The organism is Streptomyces sp. NPDC007901 (assembly GCF_042959465.1).
Taxonomy (GTDB): Bacteria; Actinomycetota; Actinomycetes; order Streptomycetales; family Streptomycetaceae; genus Streptomyces.
Window position 1 is genome coordinate 402,187 of the sequence record NZ_JBIBKW010000007.1, and the last position, 16,661, is coordinate 418,847.

Here is a 16,661-nt window from a genome sequence, read left to right on the forward strand (position 1 = left end):
CATGTGTGCGCCCGCGCCTGCGCACGCACGCGCGCTGCCGGGTGTGTGTTCCGGCCGATTGCGTAACAGCCGTCGTTCGCGTCGCCGCGAGCCTCTGAACTGGGCGTATGACCCTCAGATCCCGTTACGCAAACCTCGTAACGGGGCTGCGTAACAGCCCGGTTGGCGGGGGCGTTCACGCTGCCTCCCGGACTTCTTCGTTCAACGTCAATGCCGTGGGTGTGAACTGGAAGCAACGGGCGGTCCGTCCGTCGAACCGCGTGACGATCCGGTACGTCGTCTTCCCGCGGTCCACCGCCGAGGAGAGATAGCCCGCGTTGACCCAGCCGTCCAGGACCGCGTCCAGGGAGTAGCCGGCGTCCGAGAGGATCGTCCGCAGCCGCTCGGGCATGAGCGCGATGAACGTCTGCCCGTTGCTGACCTTGACCGCGCCGAGCCATCCGCGCAGCGGCGGCCGGTCTTCTGGGTCCCGGCTGGGCCACAGCTCGAAGGAGTGGGCGGCGATGTACTCGCGGACCACGTCCATGGCCATCTCCGGCTGGTTGTCGGTGGCGCTGGACGAGGTGAAGGTCTCGGCCCACGTCTCCGCCGGGAGAGGCTCGTAGGGCAGGATCCCTGTCTCGCAGGCCATCGTCTCGGCGAGGGCCAGGACGGCCACCATGGGGGCGCGGCGGCCCGTCATGGCGTTGTCGCCCCTGAAGAGCGCTGCGAGGTCCTTGTGCCGCTGCCTGAGTCGCTCGCGGCCGCCGTCGCGGGCCAGCCCCTTGCGGACCAGTTCCGCGAAGTGCGGTCCGGCGTGACCGTAGTTGGCGAACACCCCGTCGTGGACCTGGCGGGCGGTGTCCCCGTCGTCTCCGAACGGGGCCTCGGTCGTGCACAGCGTGCGCGCGGCAGCGCCCTGGTTCCGGGTGTACGACAGCGCCGTCCGCTCTCCGGACGACAGCAGGATCGTCTCCCACGGCAGGGCGCCCGCGTACCCGCCGGAGCGGTCTTTGCCCTGGTTCATCGGGAGCTGGTAGAGGACGTAGTCGATGATGCCTTCGTCGGAGACGGCCATGGTCTCGTCGAGGAATGTCGGCAGGCCGCGCACCATGTTGAGGCGCTTCTCGATGGCGAAGGCGGTACCGCGCCAGTTGGAGATGGCGGCGGCGTTCTCGCTGGGGTTGGCCCACACACTGCATCCGCACTGCAGGGCGGTGGTCTTGCCTTTGGTGGACCGGGAGGAGATGTCGACGGTGAAGGACGGCAGGCCCAGCGGGCGCAGCAGTGGTGCGGCGAGGGACGCGGCGATGACGATCCTCGGCACCTTGTGCGGTTCCAGGGCGGCGACCGCCTGACGCCATTCTTCGAAGGTGCCCGCGGCCCCGAAAGCCTGGGAGGGGACCCGCTGTTCGTCGTACCGGACCTCCAGCTTGATCCCGGAGTCAGGTGAGGCGACGAACGTGCCGTCGGGCTGCCAGCCAAGGTTCCGGGCGAGCTTCTCGTGCGGAATCCCGGAAGGGTTGGCTACCTCAAACTCGGCGAGGTAGCGCTCTACGGCGCGAGCATCGCCCTCGATGACGGGCAGGCCGGCGGATCCAAGGGCCTTGACCAGTTCGCGGCCGCGCTTGGCGATGTCCCGGGCGACGACCTTGGAAACGGTCCGGCCCCGGTCGGTCCACGACAGCTGGACGCTCTGTTCGCCGTCCGGGTCCTCATATGCGGCGGTGACGACCAACGGGGCGTAGGCGATGCGCGCCCACGGGTTGTCGTCCTTGCCGGTGCTGGCGTCCACGCCCCGGGCTGTGATGCGGAATCCGCGCGGTTCCTTGCACTGCTTCAGGCCGAAAACCGTGCTGAGGTCGAGGCGTGCCTGGGTGGCAGGTGCGGGTGCTTCGGGTTCGGGCTGCCGGGCGGCGGTGCCGTCGATGGGCGGGATGTCGGCGGCCGGGGGCACGGAGCGCAGGTGGCTGCGCTGGTCCGTGATGTCGACCAGCTCGTCCAGGGTGTGGCCGGCCGCGAGGTGGTCGACGATGTCGGCCTTGGGACGGTCGACGGCGGCCCGTACGATGCGGAGTTCGCGGACTCGGCCCTTGAGGGCGGCGGCCACCTTGCGACCGTGCTTGATCCCGGGCTCGTCGTTGTCAACGATGATCGTGACCTTGACGGCGCCGTCGAACCATTCGGCCATGCCGGGCCGCCAGTCCTGTGCACCGCCCGCAGTAGTGGCGACCTGGCCGAGCTCCTCCAGGACCTGGACGCACCTCTCGCCCTCGTTCCAGAAGATCTCCGTGCCGTCCTTCACGGCCTCGATCACCTGGGGGAGACGCCACGGCAGCCGTGCTACGTCCTTCATGCCGTAGACCTTCTGGCCGTTGACCAGCCGGTACTGCATGAAGTCCTTGGACTTGCCGTCCTTGCCAGGCTCGCGGCGGTCCTTGCGGTACTGCTCGTTCCCGTCCGCGTCCTCGTAGATGTAGGTGGCGACGACCTGGGGCCGGTCGGGCCGCTCGAGGGGCTGGTCGAACAGGTCGGCCTTGGTCAGACCGAGGCCGGCGAGGATGTCCTCCTTGGCTTCCTCACCGCAGACGTGGCAGTGGAGCACGGCGCCGAGGTTGCCCTGCTTGATGGACATGGAGGGCTTGTCGTCGGGGTGGGCTGGGTTCCCGCACTGAGCCTCGTAGCCGCCGCCGGACCGGCGGTAGCTGAGGCCGTTGTCGTCGCACGCCTTGAGTACGCGCTCGACGGCGACGCCGGGGAAGTTGTTCACGAACGTGTCCCTTGGACTGGATCTGGTGGTGGTCCGTGAAGCCGGGGGCGGGTCGGGGGGATTGACCCGCCCCCGGCGGTCTGTCAGCCGGTGCCGTCCGCGTCGTCGAGGGCGGGGCCGCGGCGGGCCTTGCGGAGCGCCTCTTCTTCGGTGAGGTCGCTGGAGAACATGTCCCAGGCGCTGTGGCCGGTCGGGGTGCCGTCGGCGTGCACGGTGGGGCTGTTCTTGAGCTTGTCGCCGAGGACCTTCTGGAACATGAGGCCCATGTGGTCGCCGACGTTGTCGAGGAATTCCTTGCCCCACGGGGAGCTGGACAGGAGGGCGGGGAGCCTGTCCTTGCTGATCAGCCAGTCGCCGGCGGACGACCACTGCCGCCCGCCCGCATCCGGCTTGGCCTCGGGGTCGTCCTCGATGAGGTCGAGGCGCAGGTCGATGTAGCCGAGGAGGCATTCCCAGCCGAGGCGTCCGTCGCCGCGTTCCTCGTCGTGGTTGCGCTGGTCCTCGATTGCCCAGCTGTACTGCTTCTGGGCCCAGTCGTGGGCCTTGTGGAGCGGCCAGCCGAGGGCCTCGGCGACGTCGGACAGGAGCAGGTAGTCGTCGTCTTTGGTGATGTAGACGATGGGTGCCTCGCCGAACCCGGCAAGGTCGACGACGCGTCCGGTGTGCGTCGGGCCGAAGGTGGTGACGGCTCCGATGCGCTCCAGCGCGGTGACGGCTCGGGCCGTCTGTTCCTCGGGGCCGTCGTTGCAGAGCAGCGCGTCGTGTTTGGCGACGATCCGCTCGGCGAACGGGGTGTGGATGGAGAAGATCACGCCGCCTCCTTGACCTTGCGGTCCTCGTACTCGTCGTCGAGGCGGGCGATCTCCGGGTCTCCCTCGAAGTCCTTCGAGGCCGATTCCTCGGCAATCTCGATGACGGCTTCAAGCTGGGGCAGGAAGTCCCTCATGACCTTCAGTGCCTCGCGCGCCTCCGCGACGGTGAGCTCGCCGGTGGATGTGCCGTAGGAGAGCCACACCTTGGTGTGCCGCCCGTGCGCCTGCGACCGGTAGTCCTGGATGACGGCCCGAGCAGCGAGCCACTGGGGAGTCACCCGCCATTCCGGGTCGGGGTCGGCAGCGATGTCGGCCAGCTGGGTCTCGACAGGGGCGGTCATCGCGCCGCCGAACCCGTAGTCGTCGGTGAAGGTGGCCTGTTCGGGAGTGAGCTGGTGCTTGGCGCTGCTCATGCCGGCGCCACCTCCTGGTAGGCGAGGAGGGCGCGCAGGGCCGAGAGGCGTTCGGCGGGGTCCTGGCCGACGCGGACGACGAAGATGCGACGCCCGTCCTTCTCCAGGTAGTGGGCGCGGAGTTGGGCGCGCAGGTCCTCGTCGAGGCCGCGGGCGTCCCACTCCTCGACCTGGATGCCGTACTCGGTGGCGAGGGCCTGGAAGGCGGCGGTCGGGTCGGTGATGGCGGCCATGATGCGGGCGGCGTCTTGCTCGACGCGCGTGGCCATCTGGGTGTCGGTGGTGGTCGTCACGACTGCACCTCCGGCCGGGCGGTGCGGACCAGGGCGCGGATCTCGTCGGCGAACTGGACGAGGCGGTCGGCGAACTCCAGGCCCTGGTCGAGGCTGGTGGTGGTCTCCTCGCCGCCGCCGTTCTCGAACCGCAGGTGCGGGGTGCGCATGAACTCGTCGGGGCTGTAGACGTCCTGGCCGAGGTGCACGTAGCCGAACAAGGTGTCTTCGCCCGTGCGCACGTTGGGGATCGTGAGGTCGATGTGGGTGCTGCTGTGGTCGACGTCGTCGAGGTGCTTGGTGGCGTCCTCGCCGGTGTGGTCCTGCTTGCACCAGGTGGCCGGGCAGGCGACGGGGACCTGAACCCCATCGACTACGGCGGGCACGAGGGAGAGGTGGGTGAAGGGGTCTTCCGGCGTCGCCATTGACGTCTGTGCGATGCTTCTCATGGAGCTGTTCCGATCTCTTCTAGCGGAGTGCGGATTGCTCGACTGGAGAGGCCGGCTGGTACCCGGCCTCTTCGTCGTTTCCGGCGGCCGCTCCGGCCTGGTACGTCGGAGCGACACCGGTCTCCTTCGGGGCGAGCCCGAGGAAGCGGTAGAGGTCCACGGTCCGGGCGACCCGTCGACGCCCGAGGCGGATGACCTCGATGGGCAGCCTGTTCTCGGCCGCCAGCTGGTACGTGGTGGATTCGGCGAGGCCCAAGGCCCGGCCCACGGTCGGCCACAGGGGGACGACGGCGGGCTGGTCGAGCAGCTCGGCGATGGTCAGAGCCGGGGCGGTCACGCCGCCCTCTTTTCCAGCCAAGCGTCGACGTCGGCCCAGCGGGCGCGGAGGTGGCGGCCCACCCGGATCAGGGGGAAGGCGCCGCCCCGAGATGACCACTGGTAGATGGTCGCCTTGGAAACTCCCAGGTAGGCGGCCAGTTCGTCAGGCGTGGCGAGCGGGCGGCGCTGCTCCTCTTGCTGCGTGGCAGCACTCATGTCTGTTTCCCTTCTGGAAACGAAACAGTGGAAGGTGGGAACAGACTGCGGCAAGCGCCACTTGTTCGTCAAGTGGCATCACGTGTTTCTAGAACAGAAACAGCGACAGTCGGCCACAAGTGTTGGCAGGCATTGCGTGTTCGCGCCCTGCTCTCTAACGTTTCCACCATGGAAACAACGACAAGGCTTGGCAGCGTTGGGCAACGGGTGGCAAAGGAGGTGGCGCGGCTACGGGGCCGCACCACGGTGAGGGAACTGTCGGCTCGCCTAGCCAAGCTGGGCCGGCCGATCCTGCCTTCCGGAATCACCAAGATCGAACAAGGGAGCCGACGCGTCGACGCAGACGACCTTGTCGCCCTTGCCGTTGCGCTGAAGGTGACTCCGACGCGGCTGCTCCTCGGCCCACCGCCCACCGGTGTCGACGAGCCGGATGATCCGGCACACGATGAGATCTGGGAATGGCACCCCTGGACCGACTCCGCAGGAAACGACCGGGCTCCGATTCCCGTGATTCGCCTTCTACCGGAGTTGGCCCTAGAGCCCTGGGATGCATGGACATGGGCCACCGGAGACATCCCACTCGGAGACATCTGGAAGCTGGTCGACGAGGAGCAGCTGAACACGCCTGAAGGAGAGCAGGAGAGGTTCCGGGCCCAGAACCAACTGCCTGTGGTGCGGCCCATCCTGAATCTGCACGACGACCTACAGGCGGCTGTAGCGCAAGTCGGCGCTGCCGTCATGAACGCCCTCGACCTGGGTCTCACCGAGGAGCAGATCGATCAGGTCGTGGCGCAGTCATTTGCCCTCTGGCGCAAGGAGATGGGGGTACGCAAGGCGAACGCGGATCGCCTTAAGAAGGCCCAGGAAGGCGACGAGAATGGCCCCAAGAACACCTAGTCGGAGGTGACCTTGTGAAGGGTTCGACGTATCGCCGCTGTTACTGCCGCGACGAAAGCGGCAAGGTGCTGGGCAAGGCGTGTCCGCAGCTGTCGAGCCGGCGGCACGGGGTGTGGGCGGTACGGCAGGAGCTGCCGCCGCGCGAGGACGGGAGCCGACGCTCGTTCTCCCGCAGCGGCTACGACACCGCCAAGGACGCCCAGGCCGACCTCGACAAGGTGCGCGCCCTACTCGACCTGCCCGACGGCGACGACACCGAGGGCCAGGTACGGATCGGCGACCTCCTGGAGGAGGTGTCGAAGAACAAGAAGGCACCGCTGCCCGGCCTGGAGGAGACGCGCCGGCGGTTCCGTACCGGGCTGAAGCTGACGGACGCGATGACCGTGGCGGACCTGCTCGACGAGTGGCTGGAGGCCAAGTCCAAGTCGAGGCGGGCGACGACCGTGAACGGCTACAAGTCGCGGGTCAACTACCACCTGCGCGACGGCCTCGGGCACCATCGGCTCGATCGCCTCAACGTCGGCCACGTGCAGGCCTTCTTCGACGGCATCGACGACCGCAACGAAGTGATCCGCGCGGAGAACGAGGCGCGGCGCGAGCAGGCCGCGCGGGCCACGTGGGGCAAACGGTCCCGGCCGCCAGCCGCCGAAGCCGAGCGGCTGGCCGAGGAGAAGGCGAAGCTGGCGGAGATGCCACCGTTCCGCCGGATCACCGGACACTCGACGAAGCACGACATCCGCCGGGCCCTGCGCACCGCGCTGAACTTCGCGATCGGCCGCCAGTACATCACCTTCAACCCGGCGGCCCACGTCGACATCGGTTCGGCGAAACGCCCCAAGGGCATGCTGTGGACGGCGGAGCGGGTGGCCCGCTGGCGGGAGACCGGGGTGAAGCCCGGCCCGGTCATGGTGTGGACGCCGGCGCAGCTTGGCGCGTTCCTGGACGCGGCCGAGGGGCACCGCCTGTACGCCCTCTTCCACTTGGTGGCCCATCACGGGCTGCGCCGCGGCGAAGGCGTGGGCCAGGACTGGACGAACGTCGACTGGGAGGCCCGCACGATCGCCGTGGCCAAGGAGATCGTGACCGACGGGTGGACGCCCATCGAGACGGATCCGAAGACCGACGGGTCCGCGGCGCCGGTGAAGCTGGACCGGGAGACGGTGGCGGTCCTCCTCGCGCACCGGGAGCGGCAGCAGGCGGAGCGGGCCGCGCGGCTGGAAGCCCGGCTGCCGTGGACGGACACGGGCAAGATCTTCGTGCAGGAGGGCGGGGAGTGGCTGCACCCGGAGATGGTCAGCGACGCGTTCCGGGAGATCGTCGCCGCGGCGGATCTGCCGCCGATCAACCTGCGGGATCTGCGGCACGGGGCGGCGGCGTTGGTGAAGGCCGGCGGCGGGGACATCCATGACGCGAAGGCGAAGCTGCGGCACTCGACGATCGCCCTGACGTCGGACACGTACATGGAGCTGTTCGAGGAGTACGAGGAGGATCTGGCGGAGCGGGCGGCGGCGGCTGTGCCCCGGGCCCGGAAGCCTCTCTCTGACACCGGCGCTCACGCATCGCTCACGCAGGAGGGCGAAGAAGAAGGGCAGACCGGAGAAGAAACACCCCCTGACCTGCCCTCTAGCTGAGCCCCCTGTCGGATTCGAACCGACGACCTACGCATTACAAGTGCGTTGCTCTGGCCAGCTGAGCTAAGGAGGCGTGCACGCGCGTGTGGCGGCGATGTGCCAGTGCAGTGTACCCACGTCGCGGAGGGGGCCCGTCGAAAATTTCCGCGAAGTTCACAGGGCTCCAGGTACTGACATACGGGGTGAACGCCAGGTACCGTCCAGAGCCAGTTCACTCTCGTGGACTACACCACCACCTTCCTACAACGGATCGTCCGGCACGTTCCTGCCGGTAGAAGGGGGCCTCTGAGCCATGGCCACTGTCACGTTCGACAAGGCGACCCGGATCTACCCGGGTTCCACCAAGCCCGCCGTCGACGGCCTCGACATCGCGATCGAGGACGGCGAGTTCCTCGTTCTGGTCGGCCCGTCGGGTTGCGGCAAGTCCACCTCGCTCCGGATGCTCGCGGGGCTCGAGGACGTCAACGGCGGCTCCATCCGCATCGGTGACCGCGACGTCACGCACCTGCCGCCCAAGGACCGGGACATCGCCATGGTGTTCCAGAACTACGCGCTCTACCCGCACATGAGCGTCGCCGACAACATGGGCTTCGCGCTCAAGATCGCCGGCGTCAACAAGGCGGAGATCCGGCAGAAGGTCGAGGAGGCCGCGAAGATCCTCGACCTCACCGAGTACCTGGACCGCAAGCCGAAGGCGCTCTCCGGTGGTCAGCGTCAGCGTGTCGCGATGGGCCGTGCCATCGTCCGTGAGCCGCAGGTCTTCCTCATGGACGAGCCGCTGTCCAACCTGGACGCCAAGCTCCGTGTCTCGACCCGTACGCAGATCGCGTCGCTGCAGCGCCGCCTCGGCATCACCACCGTCTACGTCACCCACGACCAGGTCGAGGCCATGACGATGGGCGACCGGGTCGCGGTCCTCAAGGACGGTCTGCTCCAGCAGGTCGACTCGCCGCGCAACATGTACGACCGTCCGGCCAACCTCTTCGTCGCCGGCTTCATCGGCTCCCCCGCCATGAACCTGGTCGAGGTCCCGATCACCGACGGCGGCGTGAAGTTCGGCAACAGCGTGGTCCCGGTGAACCGTGAGGCGCTGCAGGCCGCCGCCGACAAGGGCGACCGCACGGTCACCGTCGGTGTCCGCCCCGAGCACTTCGACATCGTCGAGCACAACGGCGAGGCCGCCGCCTCCCTCTCCAAGGACACCGAGGACGCCCCGGCGGGCCTCGCGGTCTCCGTGAACGTCGTCGAGGAGCTCGGCGCCGACGGCTACGTCTACGGCAGCGCCAAGGTCGGCGACGACCTCAAGGACCTGGTCGTCCGCGTCAGCGGCCGCGCGGTCCCGGAGAAGGGCGCCACGCTGCACGTCGTGCCGCGGCCCGGCGAGACCCACGTGTTCTCCACGTCCACGGGTGAGCGTCTCTCCGACTGATCTCCGACTGAGTGCGCGTCACGGCGACAAACCTCTGACCAGGGTGAATCTGCCCAGGTTGACGACGAAGGCCCCGCAGCCTGCTGCGGGGCCTTTCCGTTGCCCCGATTTACCCCGCCAAGCGGGTGGTTTTCGAGCAGTGTGCGTCAACCCCGTACCCGAAACACGGCCCTTCTCCATCCCCCGAACCGGTGACTAAATGTCGCCAAATCATTACCGCACGCTACCCTCACACGCGTGAAGCACTCCACCACCCCTCAGACGCGACGCGGCCACCGGGGCGGCCCTGCCCGCCGGATCGGCCGCACTCTCGCCCTCGTCCTGCCCGTCGTCCTGGTGCTCTCCGGGACCCTCGCCGTCACCCGAGTCAACTGGACAGGAAGCCCGCGGAACTCGGTGCTCACCGCGACCGACGTGACCGACGCGCGCGTCTCCTCCAAGGCCGTCGCCCAGGCCCCGCAGGACGTGCTGCGCGACCAGCTGATGACCGAGCTCCAGGACAAGAACCCGGGCCAGGTCCTCACCCACCTCCAGCAGGCGGTCAACGGCCACCCGTCGCTCGCCCAGCACTGCACGTCCATCGCCCGCGCCCTGGGCCGCGCCGCGGTGCGCATCTACGGCGCCTCGCGCGCCCAGTCGTACGCCCGCCCGGTCTGCGACACCTCCTTCGCGTCCGGCGTGCTGGCGGCCCACAGCTGAACACCGGTCGGTAAGCAGGTAACAGGTCCTTAAGGGCCCTATTACGGCAGAAGACCTGCCCCGGGGCGCCGCGTACAGTGCGGGCATGACTCATCCGAACGCCGCGCTGCGCCCCACCCAAGCTGTGGTCCTGGCCGGTGGCCAGGGCTCACGGCTTCGGCCGTACACCGACGACCGGCCCAAGCCGATGGTCGAGATTCCGGGCACGGGCACACCGATCATCGGCCACCAGCTGCGCTGGCTCGCCGAGGAGGGCGTCACGGACGTGGTGGTCTCCTGCGGCCATCTCGCCGAGGTCCTGCAGAAGTGGCTGGCCACGGCCGACCTGCCGCTCTCCGTCACGACGGTGGTCGAGAGCGAGCCCCTGGGCCGGGGCGGCGGCCTCAAGTACGCGGCCGCGCATCTGCCCCACACCGACCGGCCCTGGTACGCCACGAACGGCGACATCTGGACCCGGTTCTCGCTGCGCGACATGGCCGACTTCCACACGGAGCGGGACGCGGTGGCCACGCTGGCGCTCGCCCGGCCGCGGATTCCCTGGGGTGCGGTGAAGACGGACGGCTTCGGCCACATCACGGACTTCATCGAGGCACCGCCGTCGACGTTCGAGATCAACGCGGGTGTGTACGTCTTCTCCGCCGGCTTCGCCGAGATGCTGCCGGAGCGGGGCGACCACGAGCGGACGACGTTCCCGCACCTCGCGCGGAGCCGGCAGCTGGCCGGGTTCCCGATCCCGCAGGGGGCGTACTGGCGGGCCATCGACACGGCGAAGGATCTGACGGAGGCGGCGAAGGAGTTGGCCGCGCTGGGGCGGTAACGGCCGTGGTTGGCTGCGGTTGAGTGAGGGCTGGTCGCGCCCGCGCGGCGGAGCCGCATATCGATACAGCCCCGCGCCCCTTTGGGGCGCGTTGAGGGCCCCGCACCTTTGCAGGTGCGGGGCCCTCAAGGCCGTACAACCGGAATCGCGCTAGCCCAGCAGGCCGCCCACCAGGCCCGGCTGGCCCGAGGAGGACGAGCCGCCGCCGGTGCTGGTGCCCGTGCCGCTGCCCGTGCCGCCCGTCGAGGAGGTGCCGCCGGTGGCGGTGCCGCCGGACGTCGGGCCGGCCGTGGTGGGCGCCGGGGCGGTGTGCCGGGGCGGGGCCTGGCCCGTGGTGCCCTGGGTCTGGCTGGGGGTCGTGGTGGTGGCGCCGCTGGTCGTGCGGTCGGCGCCCGGGGTCGTCGCCGCCCCGGAGGGGCTCGCACCGGCCGTGGCGCCGCCGGAGGGCGACGTCGAGGCCGACGGGGTCTTCTGCTGACGCGGTGCCGTCTCGCCGGGGAGCGGGGAGCCGGGGAGGTTGTTGCGGGGCGCCTCGCCGGGGCCGGGGACGACCACGCGGCTGGAGTCGCGGACCGCGCCGCCCAGGAGGGAGCCGATGAGCAGGGTCAGACCGATGGTGACGGCCGTGACCAGGGCACCGCGGCGCAGCACGTAGGCGCGCAGGTCCCAGATGTCGGAGTGCGGGCCGAGGCGTCGCCAGGCGCTGCCCGCCAGCCGGCCGTCGATGGAGTAGACGGGGGCACCGGCGATGATCAGCGGGGACCAGGCGGCGAGGTAGATGATGTCGGGGGCGTCGTACGCGGGGACGGTCTTCCAGCTGACCGTGACGATGAGCGCGGCGGAGAGCAGCGCGCCGACGACCGCGGCGACCCGCTGCCAGCAGCCGAGGACGGTCAGCACGCCGACGATCACCTGGAAGAAGGCGATCACCAGGCCGGAACCGACCGGGTGCTGGAGGGCGAACTGGCGCAGCGGCTCGGCGACCTCCCACGGGTGCAGCGTGTTGAGCCAGGTGACCATGGAGCCGCGCTTGCCGCCGTCGAAGTAGACGGGGTCGCACAGCTTGCCCATGCCGGCGTAGACGGAGATGAAGCCGAGGAAGACCCGGAGCGGGAGCAGGACCACGCCGAGGTTCATCCGGCGGCCGGGGTAGTAGGCGTGCCGGGCCGGATCGCCTTCGCCGTACCGTCGGGTGGACCGCGGCTCGTCGAGGCCCTCGAGGTCGTCGAAGTCCCCGTACCGGTCGTCGGCGTAGCCCGGTCCGGCGTAGGCCGGTTCGTCGTAGGCCGGTTCGTCGTAGGCGCTGCCGACCGTCCGCGTGTGCGGGAGGAGCCGGGTCTCGCCCGAGGCGGGGTCGCGGGGGTGGCCGACCAACGGGGTCTCGACGGTCTGGTCGAGGTGGGCGTAGCCGTCGTCGACGCGCGGGATGACCTGGGTCGCGCCGGCCGGTTCGACGGGTTCCTCGGCGTGCCGGACGCTGCCGCCCCGGACGGCCTGGAGCAGCCGGTGGGCGCCGGTGTCGTCGGGCGCGGACTTGCCGCTCCAGACGAGCGGGCGGCGACGGCCGGGCGCCGCCCCCGCTCTGCCCGCCGTGCCGACGGGCGGGAACCGCGCGGTGTCCTCGGTGGCGCTCAAGTGCCCTGCGACCCGGGGAGATTGGGTACGCCGTGTCGATACGCCCAGCTGCACGCGGAAGCTCGCGTGGTTGACGATGACCTGCGCCGGATCGCTCGGCACCTTCACCATGCTCAGCGCGGGAGCGTCGTCGGGACCGGAGGCGAATCCGGAGCGGAATCCCGACGAGCGGTCCCCCGTGGGTGTGCGGGGTGTTCTGGTGTCCACACTCATCTAACCGAGTGACGTGGAGTTAGGACACTGCTTTGACCGCCCGGGATGTGTCCGGACCCCGTCAAGGATGTCCTGGACGCCGGAATTACCCCGCACAGGTGAGGTCGCGGACGTTTGTTCAGCTCCGGCGGCGCGCCGCCTCGTACAGCACGATCCCCGCCGCCACACCGGCGTTCAGCGACTCGGCACCACCCGGCATCGGGATCCGGACCCGGAAGTCGCAGGTCTCGCCGACCAGGCGGGACAGGCCCTTGCCCTCGCTGCCGACCACGATGACGACCGGGCCGCCGAGCGCCTCCAGGTCGCCGATCTCGTGCTCGCCGTCCGCGGCGAGGCCGACGATCACGATGCCGGCCTTCTTGTACGACTCCAGGGCCCGGGTGAGGTTCGTGGCGCGGGCGACGGGCGTGCGGGCCGCCGTACCGGCCGACGTCTTCCAGGCACCGGCGGTCATACCGGCGGCGCGGCGCTCCGGGACGACCACGCCGTGGCCGCCGAAGGCGGAGACGGAGCGGACGACCGCGCCGAGGTTGCGCGGGTCGGTGACGCCGTCGAGGGCGACGATGAGGGGGTCCTCGCCCTCGCCGGCGGCCGCGTCGGCCAGGTCCTCGGGGTGCGCGTACTCGTACGGCGGGACCTGGAGGACGAGGCCCTGGTGGTTGAGGCCGTTGGTCATCCGGTCGAGCTCGGGGCGCGGGGCCTCCATGAGGTTGATGCCACCGCGCTCGGCGGCGAGCTGCAGGGCCTCGCGGACGCGCTCGTCGTTGTCGATGAACTGCTGGACGTAGAGGGTCGAGGCTGGGACGCCCTCGCGCAGCGCCTCGACGACCGGGTTGCGGCCGACGACCATCTCCGAGGTGCCCTTGCCGCCCCGGCCGCGCGCCACCGGACGGCGCTGGACCTGCTTGGACTTGGCGTTGGCGATGCGGTTCTTCTTGTGACCCTTGCGCATCTCGGCGGGCGGGGTCGGACCCTTGCCCTCCAGGCCCCGGCGCCGCTGGCCGCCACTGCCGACCTGCGCGCCCTTCTTGCCGGACATGCGGCGGTTGTTGGCTGCCATGGGTTACCCGTCTCCGTGAGCTTCGTTTCGTACGTACGTCTTATGCAGTGTGCCGCCCGGTGGGCCGGGCGGCACAGTTGATCTTCGATGACCGACGGTCAGGACTTGAGGGTCCAGCGCGGCCCCGAGGGGCTGTCCTCGATCGCCAGACCGGACTGGTTGAGCTGGTCGCGGATGGCGTCGGCGGTGGCCCAGTCCTTGCGTCCGCGGGCGGACTCGCGCTGGTCGAGCACGAGCCGTACGAGGCTGTCGACGACCCCGTGCAGGTCGTCGCCCTTCTCGACGCCACCGGCCCAGTGCGGGTCGAGCGGGTCGAGACCGAGGACGCCGAGCATGGCCCGGACCTCGGCGAGGCGGGCGACGGCCGCCTCCTTGTCGTCGGCGGCCAGTGCGCTGTTGCCCTGCCGGACCGTGGTGTGCACGACGGCGAGCGCCTGCGGGACGCCCAGGTCGTCGTCCATCGCCTCGGCGAAGGCGGGCGGGACCTCGGGCGAGGGCTCGACGGCTCCCCCGGCCAGCTCGACCACGCGCTGCACGAAGCCCTCGATGCGCGCGAACGCGGCCTCGGCCTCGCGCAGCGAGTCCTCGCTGTACTCGATCATCGAGCGGTAGTGCGGGGTGCCCAGGTAGTAGCGCAGCACGATCGGGCGCCAGCGCTTGACCATCTCGGAGACGAGGACCGAGTTCCCGAGGGACTTCGACATCTTCTCGCCGCTCATGGTGACCCAGGCGTTGTGCACCCAGTACTGGGCGAAGTCGTCGCCGTACGCCTTGGCCTGGGCGATCTCGTTCTCGTGGTGGGGGAAGATCAGGTCGAGGCCGCCGCCGTGGATGTCGAAGGCCTCGCCGAGGTACTTGTGGGCCATCGCCGAGCACTCCAGGTGCCAGCCGGGCCGGCCGCGGCCCCACGGCGTCTCCCAGCTGGGCTCGCCCGGTTTCACGGCCTTCCACAGCGCGAAGTCCCGCTGGTCCCGCTTGCCGGTCTCGCCCTCGCCCTCGGGCTGGCGGAGGTTCTCCAGCTCCTGGTTGGAGAGCTGGAGGTAGTCCGGGTAGGAGCGCACGTCGAAGTAGACGTTGCCGTCGGCCTCGTACGCGTGTCCGCGCTCGATCAGGCCGCGCATCATCTCGATCATCTCCGGCACGTGCCCGGTCGCGCGGGGCTCGTACGTCGGCGGGAGGCAGCCGAGCGCGGCGTAGCCGTCGTTGAACGCGCGCTCGTTCTCGTAGCCGATCGCCCACCAGGGGCGGCCCTGGTCGGCGGACTTGGCGATGATCTTGTCGTCGATGTCCGTGACGTTCCGGATGAACGTCACGTCGTAGCCGCGGTATTCGAACCAGCGGCGCATGATGTCGAAGTTCAGGCCGGACCGGATGTGCCCGATGTGGGGCGCCGCCTGCACGGTGGCACCACAGAGGTAGATCGAGACACAGCCCGCGGCGAGCGGGGCGAAGTCACGGATCTGCCGGGCGTTGGTGTCGTACAGGCGAATAGTCACGGCACCTAGGGTAGTGGGCGGAGGGTAGTGCGTGGCACCGGTGTGTGAAGCGCCGTGGGTCGGGTGCGGGTGCGCTGTGGCTTGTCGCGTGATTCCCCGCGCCCCCGCCGGAATCCGGTCACGCCGTTTCGCGGAATCCGGTCACGCCGTTTCGCGGAATCCGGTCACGCCGTTGGTACGACCAACGCCGTCGCCACCGCCATGAGACCTTCGCCCCTGCCCGGGAATCCCAGGCCGTCCGTGGTGGCCCCGGAAACCGACACCGGTGCCCCCGCCGCGTCCGAGAGGATCTTCTCGGCCTCGTCGCGCCGCTTGCCGATCTTCGGGCGTGGTCCTACGACCTGTACGGCGACGTTCCCGATGGTGAAACCGGCGGCGCGGACGATGCGGGCGGCTTCCGTCAGCAGGGTCACCCCGGACGCGCCCGACCACTCGGGGCGACCGGTGCCGAAGTGCTGCCCCAGGTCACCCAGCCCCGCCGCCGAGAACAGCGCGTTGCAGGCCGCGTGGGCGACGACGTCCGCGTCGGAGTGACCGGCGAGTCCCGGTCCCTCCCCCTCCCACTTCAGGCCGGCGCACCACAGCTCGCGGCCCTCCTCGAAGGCGTGGATGTCGGTGCCGATGCCGACACGCGGGAGCAGTGGCAGGTCAGAAGCCATCGTTCAGCCTCCTGCGGGCCAGGACCGCCTCCGCGAGCACCAGGTCGAGGGGGCGGGTGACCTTGAAGGCCTCCTCGTGGCCGGGGACGACCACGACCCGCTCACCGAGCTGCTCGACCATGCTGGCGTCGTCGGTGACGTTGTCGGTGACCGTCTCGTGGGCGCGGATCAGCGTCGTACGGTCGAATCCCTGGGGCGTCTGCACGGCGCGCAGCCGGGACCGCTGCGGGGTGGCGACGACCGGCTCGGGGTCGCCCGGCACCGCCGCCGGCTCGACCTCCTTGACCGTGTCGGCGAGCGGAAGGGCCGGGACCACGGCCGGGGCGCCGTCGCGGACCGCCTGGATCACCGCGTCGACCGTGTCGACGGGGACGAGGGGGCGGGCGGCGTCGTGGACCAGGACGATGCCGTACTCCGGGGGCAGCGCGTCCAGGCCGAGCCTGACCGACTCCTGGCGGGAGTCGCCGCCGGGGACGACGAGGAAGTCGGTGCGGTCGGGGAGCGCGTGCGCGTCGAGGAGGGACTTGACCTCGGGCGCGCCGTCGGGCGGGGCCACGACCACGACCAGGGAGACGGCGCGGGAGGCGGCCAGGGCGCGCACGGCGTGGATGAGCATGGGCGTGCCGTTCAGCGCGCGTAGCGCCTTGGGGGCGCCCGGACCGAGCCGCACGCCCCGGCCGGCGGCGGGAATCACGGCTGCCGTGCGCAGTGCGGTACGCGGTTCCGGACGCGAAGGACGCGAATCGTCAGACATCGGTTCCTGTCAGGTTTGTGTGCGGGGCTGGCGTGGGTATGGCCTGGGAAGTGCCGGGCGCGACGCCTTGACCGGACCCTTCCGTGACACTGGTCGAGCCAGCAGCCCGGGCCCGGCACGCCTAGTATCGGGGGTTCCCGCG

17 protein-coding genes and 1 tRNA gene are annotated in these 16,661 nt (G+C 70.1%); 5 read left to right on the plus strand and 13 right to left on the minus strand.

Annotation, left to right across the window (positions count from 1 at the left end):
• Positions 1 to 175 precede the first annotated feature (175 nt).
• The 7 genes from ACFZDK_RS24825 to ACFZDK_RS24855 all read right to left on the minus strand — a co-directional run bounded on the left by ACFZDK_RS24825 (position 176) and on the right by ACFZDK_RS24855 (position 5,229).
• On the minus strand, positions 176 to 2,749 hold the full coding sequence (locus tag ACFZDK_RS24825) for a DUF927 domain-containing protein (protein ID WP_390975685.1): 2,574 nt from the start codon (positions 2,747 to 2,749) through the stop codon (positions 176 to 178).
• Between the two features lie 83 nt (positions 2,750 to 2,832).
• The gene (locus ACFZDK_RS24830) at positions 2,833 to 3,561 is read right to left on the minus strand and encodes a hypothetical protein (protein WP_390975686.1); all 729 of its coding nucleotides are present in this window, start codon (positions 3,559 to 3,561) and stop codon (positions 2,833 to 2,835) included.
• Positions 3,558 to 3,974 (minus strand): hypothetical protein, encoded by a 417-nt coding sequence (locus tag ACFZDK_RS24835; RefSeq protein ID WP_390975688.1) that lies wholly within the window; start codon positions 3,972 to 3,974, stop codon positions 3,558 to 3,560. The genes ACFZDK_RS24830 and ACFZDK_RS24835 overlap by 4 nt, the downstream gene beginning before the upstream one ends.
• Positions 3,971 to 4,267, minus strand: a complete 297-nt coding sequence (locus ACFZDK_RS24840) for a hypothetical protein (protein ID WP_390975690.1) — start codon at positions 4,265 to 4,267, stop codon at positions 3,971 to 3,973. The genes ACFZDK_RS24835 and ACFZDK_RS24840 overlap by 4 nt, the downstream gene beginning before the upstream one ends.
• Positions 4,264 to 4,695, minus strand: a complete 432-nt coding sequence (locus tag ACFZDK_RS24845; protein WP_390975692.1) for a DUF6907 domain-containing protein — start codon at positions 4,693 to 4,695, stop codon at positions 4,264 to 4,266. The genes ACFZDK_RS24840 and ACFZDK_RS24845 overlap by 4 nt, the downstream gene beginning before the upstream one ends.
• A gap of 19 nt (positions 4,696 to 4,714) precedes the next feature.
• Positions 4,715 to 5,032: a DNA-binding protein gene (locus ACFZDK_RS24850; RefSeq protein WP_390975694.1), complete on the minus strand. Its 318-nt coding sequence runs from the start codon at positions 5,030 to 5,032 to the stop codon at positions 4,715 to 4,717.
• Positions 5,029 to 5,229, minus strand: a complete 201-nt coding sequence (locus ACFZDK_RS24855; RefSeq protein WP_390975696.1) for a helix-turn-helix domain-containing protein — start codon at positions 5,227 to 5,229, stop codon at positions 5,029 to 5,031. Before ACFZDK_RS24855 ends, ACFZDK_RS24850 begins: the two co-directional genes overlap by 4 nt.
• 168 nt (positions 5,230 to 5,397) lie before the next feature.
• Between ACFZDK_RS24855 and ACFZDK_RS24860 the strand changes: the two genes are divergently transcribed.
• The gene (locus ACFZDK_RS24860) at positions 5,398 to 6,126 is read left to right on the plus strand and encodes a helix-turn-helix domain-containing protein (RefSeq protein ID WP_390975698.1); all 729 of its coding nucleotides are present in this window, start codon (positions 5,398 to 5,400) and stop codon (positions 6,124 to 6,126) included.
• 14 nt (positions 6,127 to 6,140) lie between these two features.
• Positions 6,141 to 7,757 carry a tyrosine-type recombinase/integrase gene (locus tag ACFZDK_RS24865; protein ID WP_390975700.1) on the plus strand — a complete coding sequence of 539 codons (1,617 nt, stop codon included), beginning with the start codon at positions 6,141 to 6,143 and terminating at the stop codon, positions 7,755 to 7,757.
• On the opposite strand, the gene ACFZDK_RS24870 is transcribed toward ACFZDK_RS24865, so the two are convergent.
• Positions 7,757 to 7,830 (minus strand) — tRNA-Thr (locus ACFZDK_RS24870). The genes ACFZDK_RS24865 and ACFZDK_RS24870 overlap by 1 nt on opposite strands.
• Positions 7,831 to 8,049: 219 nt before the next feature.
• Between ACFZDK_RS24870 and ACFZDK_RS24875 the strand changes: the two genes are divergently transcribed.
• The 3 genes from ACFZDK_RS24875 to ACFZDK_RS24885 all read left to right on the plus strand — a co-directional run bounded on the left by ACFZDK_RS24875 (position 8,050) and on the right by ACFZDK_RS24885 (position 10,702).
• Positions 8,050 to 9,186, plus strand: a complete 1,137-nt coding sequence (locus ACFZDK_RS24875) for a sn-glycerol-3-phosphate ABC transporter ATP-binding protein UgpC (protein ID WP_390975702.1) — start codon at positions 8,050 to 8,052, stop codon at positions 9,184 to 9,186.
• Positions 9,187 to 9,423: 237 nt separating this feature from the next.
• Complete coding sequence (locus ACFZDK_RS24880; protein WP_390975704.1) at positions 9,424 to 9,885, plus strand: hypothetical protein; 462 nt, start codon at positions 9,424 to 9,426, stop codon at positions 9,883 to 9,885.
• 85 nt (positions 9,886 to 9,970) lie between these two features.
• Entirely contained in the window at positions 9,971 to 10,702 is a 732-nt protein-coding gene (locus ACFZDK_RS24885; protein ID WP_390975705.1) for a sugar phosphate nucleotidyltransferase, read from the plus strand.
• A gap of 150 nt (positions 10,703 to 10,852) precedes the next feature.
• Here ACFZDK_RS24885 and ACFZDK_RS24890 read toward each other — a convergent pair whose 3' ends face one another.
• The 5 genes from ACFZDK_RS24890 to ispD form a co-directional block, all read right to left on the minus strand.
• Positions 10,853 to 12,550 carry a DoxX family membrane protein gene (locus ACFZDK_RS24890; RefSeq protein ID WP_390975707.1) on the minus strand — a complete coding sequence of 566 codons (1,698 nt, stop codon included), beginning with the start codon at positions 12,548 to 12,550 and terminating at the stop codon, positions 10,853 to 10,855.
• Positions 12,551 to 12,668: 118 nt separating this feature from the next.
• Positions 12,669 to 13,610: a 23S rRNA (guanosine(2251)-2'-O)-methyltransferase RlmB gene (rlmB, locus tag ACFZDK_RS24895; protein ID WP_390975709.1), complete on the minus strand. Its 942-nt coding sequence runs from the start codon at positions 13,608 to 13,610 to the stop codon at positions 12,669 to 12,671.
• 98 nt (positions 13,611 to 13,708) lie between these two features.
• Positions 13,709 to 15,106 carry a cysteine--tRNA ligase gene (cysS, locus tag ACFZDK_RS24900; protein WP_390975711.1) on the minus strand — a complete coding sequence of 466 codons (1,398 nt, stop codon included), beginning with the start codon at positions 15,104 to 15,106 and terminating at the stop codon, positions 13,709 to 13,711.
• 164 nt (positions 15,107 to 15,270) lie between these two features.
• Positions 15,271 to 15,765 carry a 2-C-methyl-D-erythritol 2,4-cyclodiphosphate synthase gene (ispF, locus tag ACFZDK_RS24905; protein WP_390975712.1) on the minus strand — a complete coding sequence of 165 codons (495 nt, stop codon included), beginning with the start codon at positions 15,763 to 15,765 and terminating at the stop codon, positions 15,271 to 15,273.
• Complete coding sequence (ispD, locus tag ACFZDK_RS24910; protein ID WP_390975713.1) at positions 15,755 to 16,519, minus strand: 2-C-methyl-D-erythritol 4-phosphate cytidylyltransferase; 765 nt, start codon at positions 16,517 to 16,519, stop codon at positions 15,755 to 15,757. The genes ispF and ispD overlap by 11 nt, the downstream gene beginning before the upstream one ends.
• Positions 16,520 to 16,661: the final 142 nt, after the last annotated feature.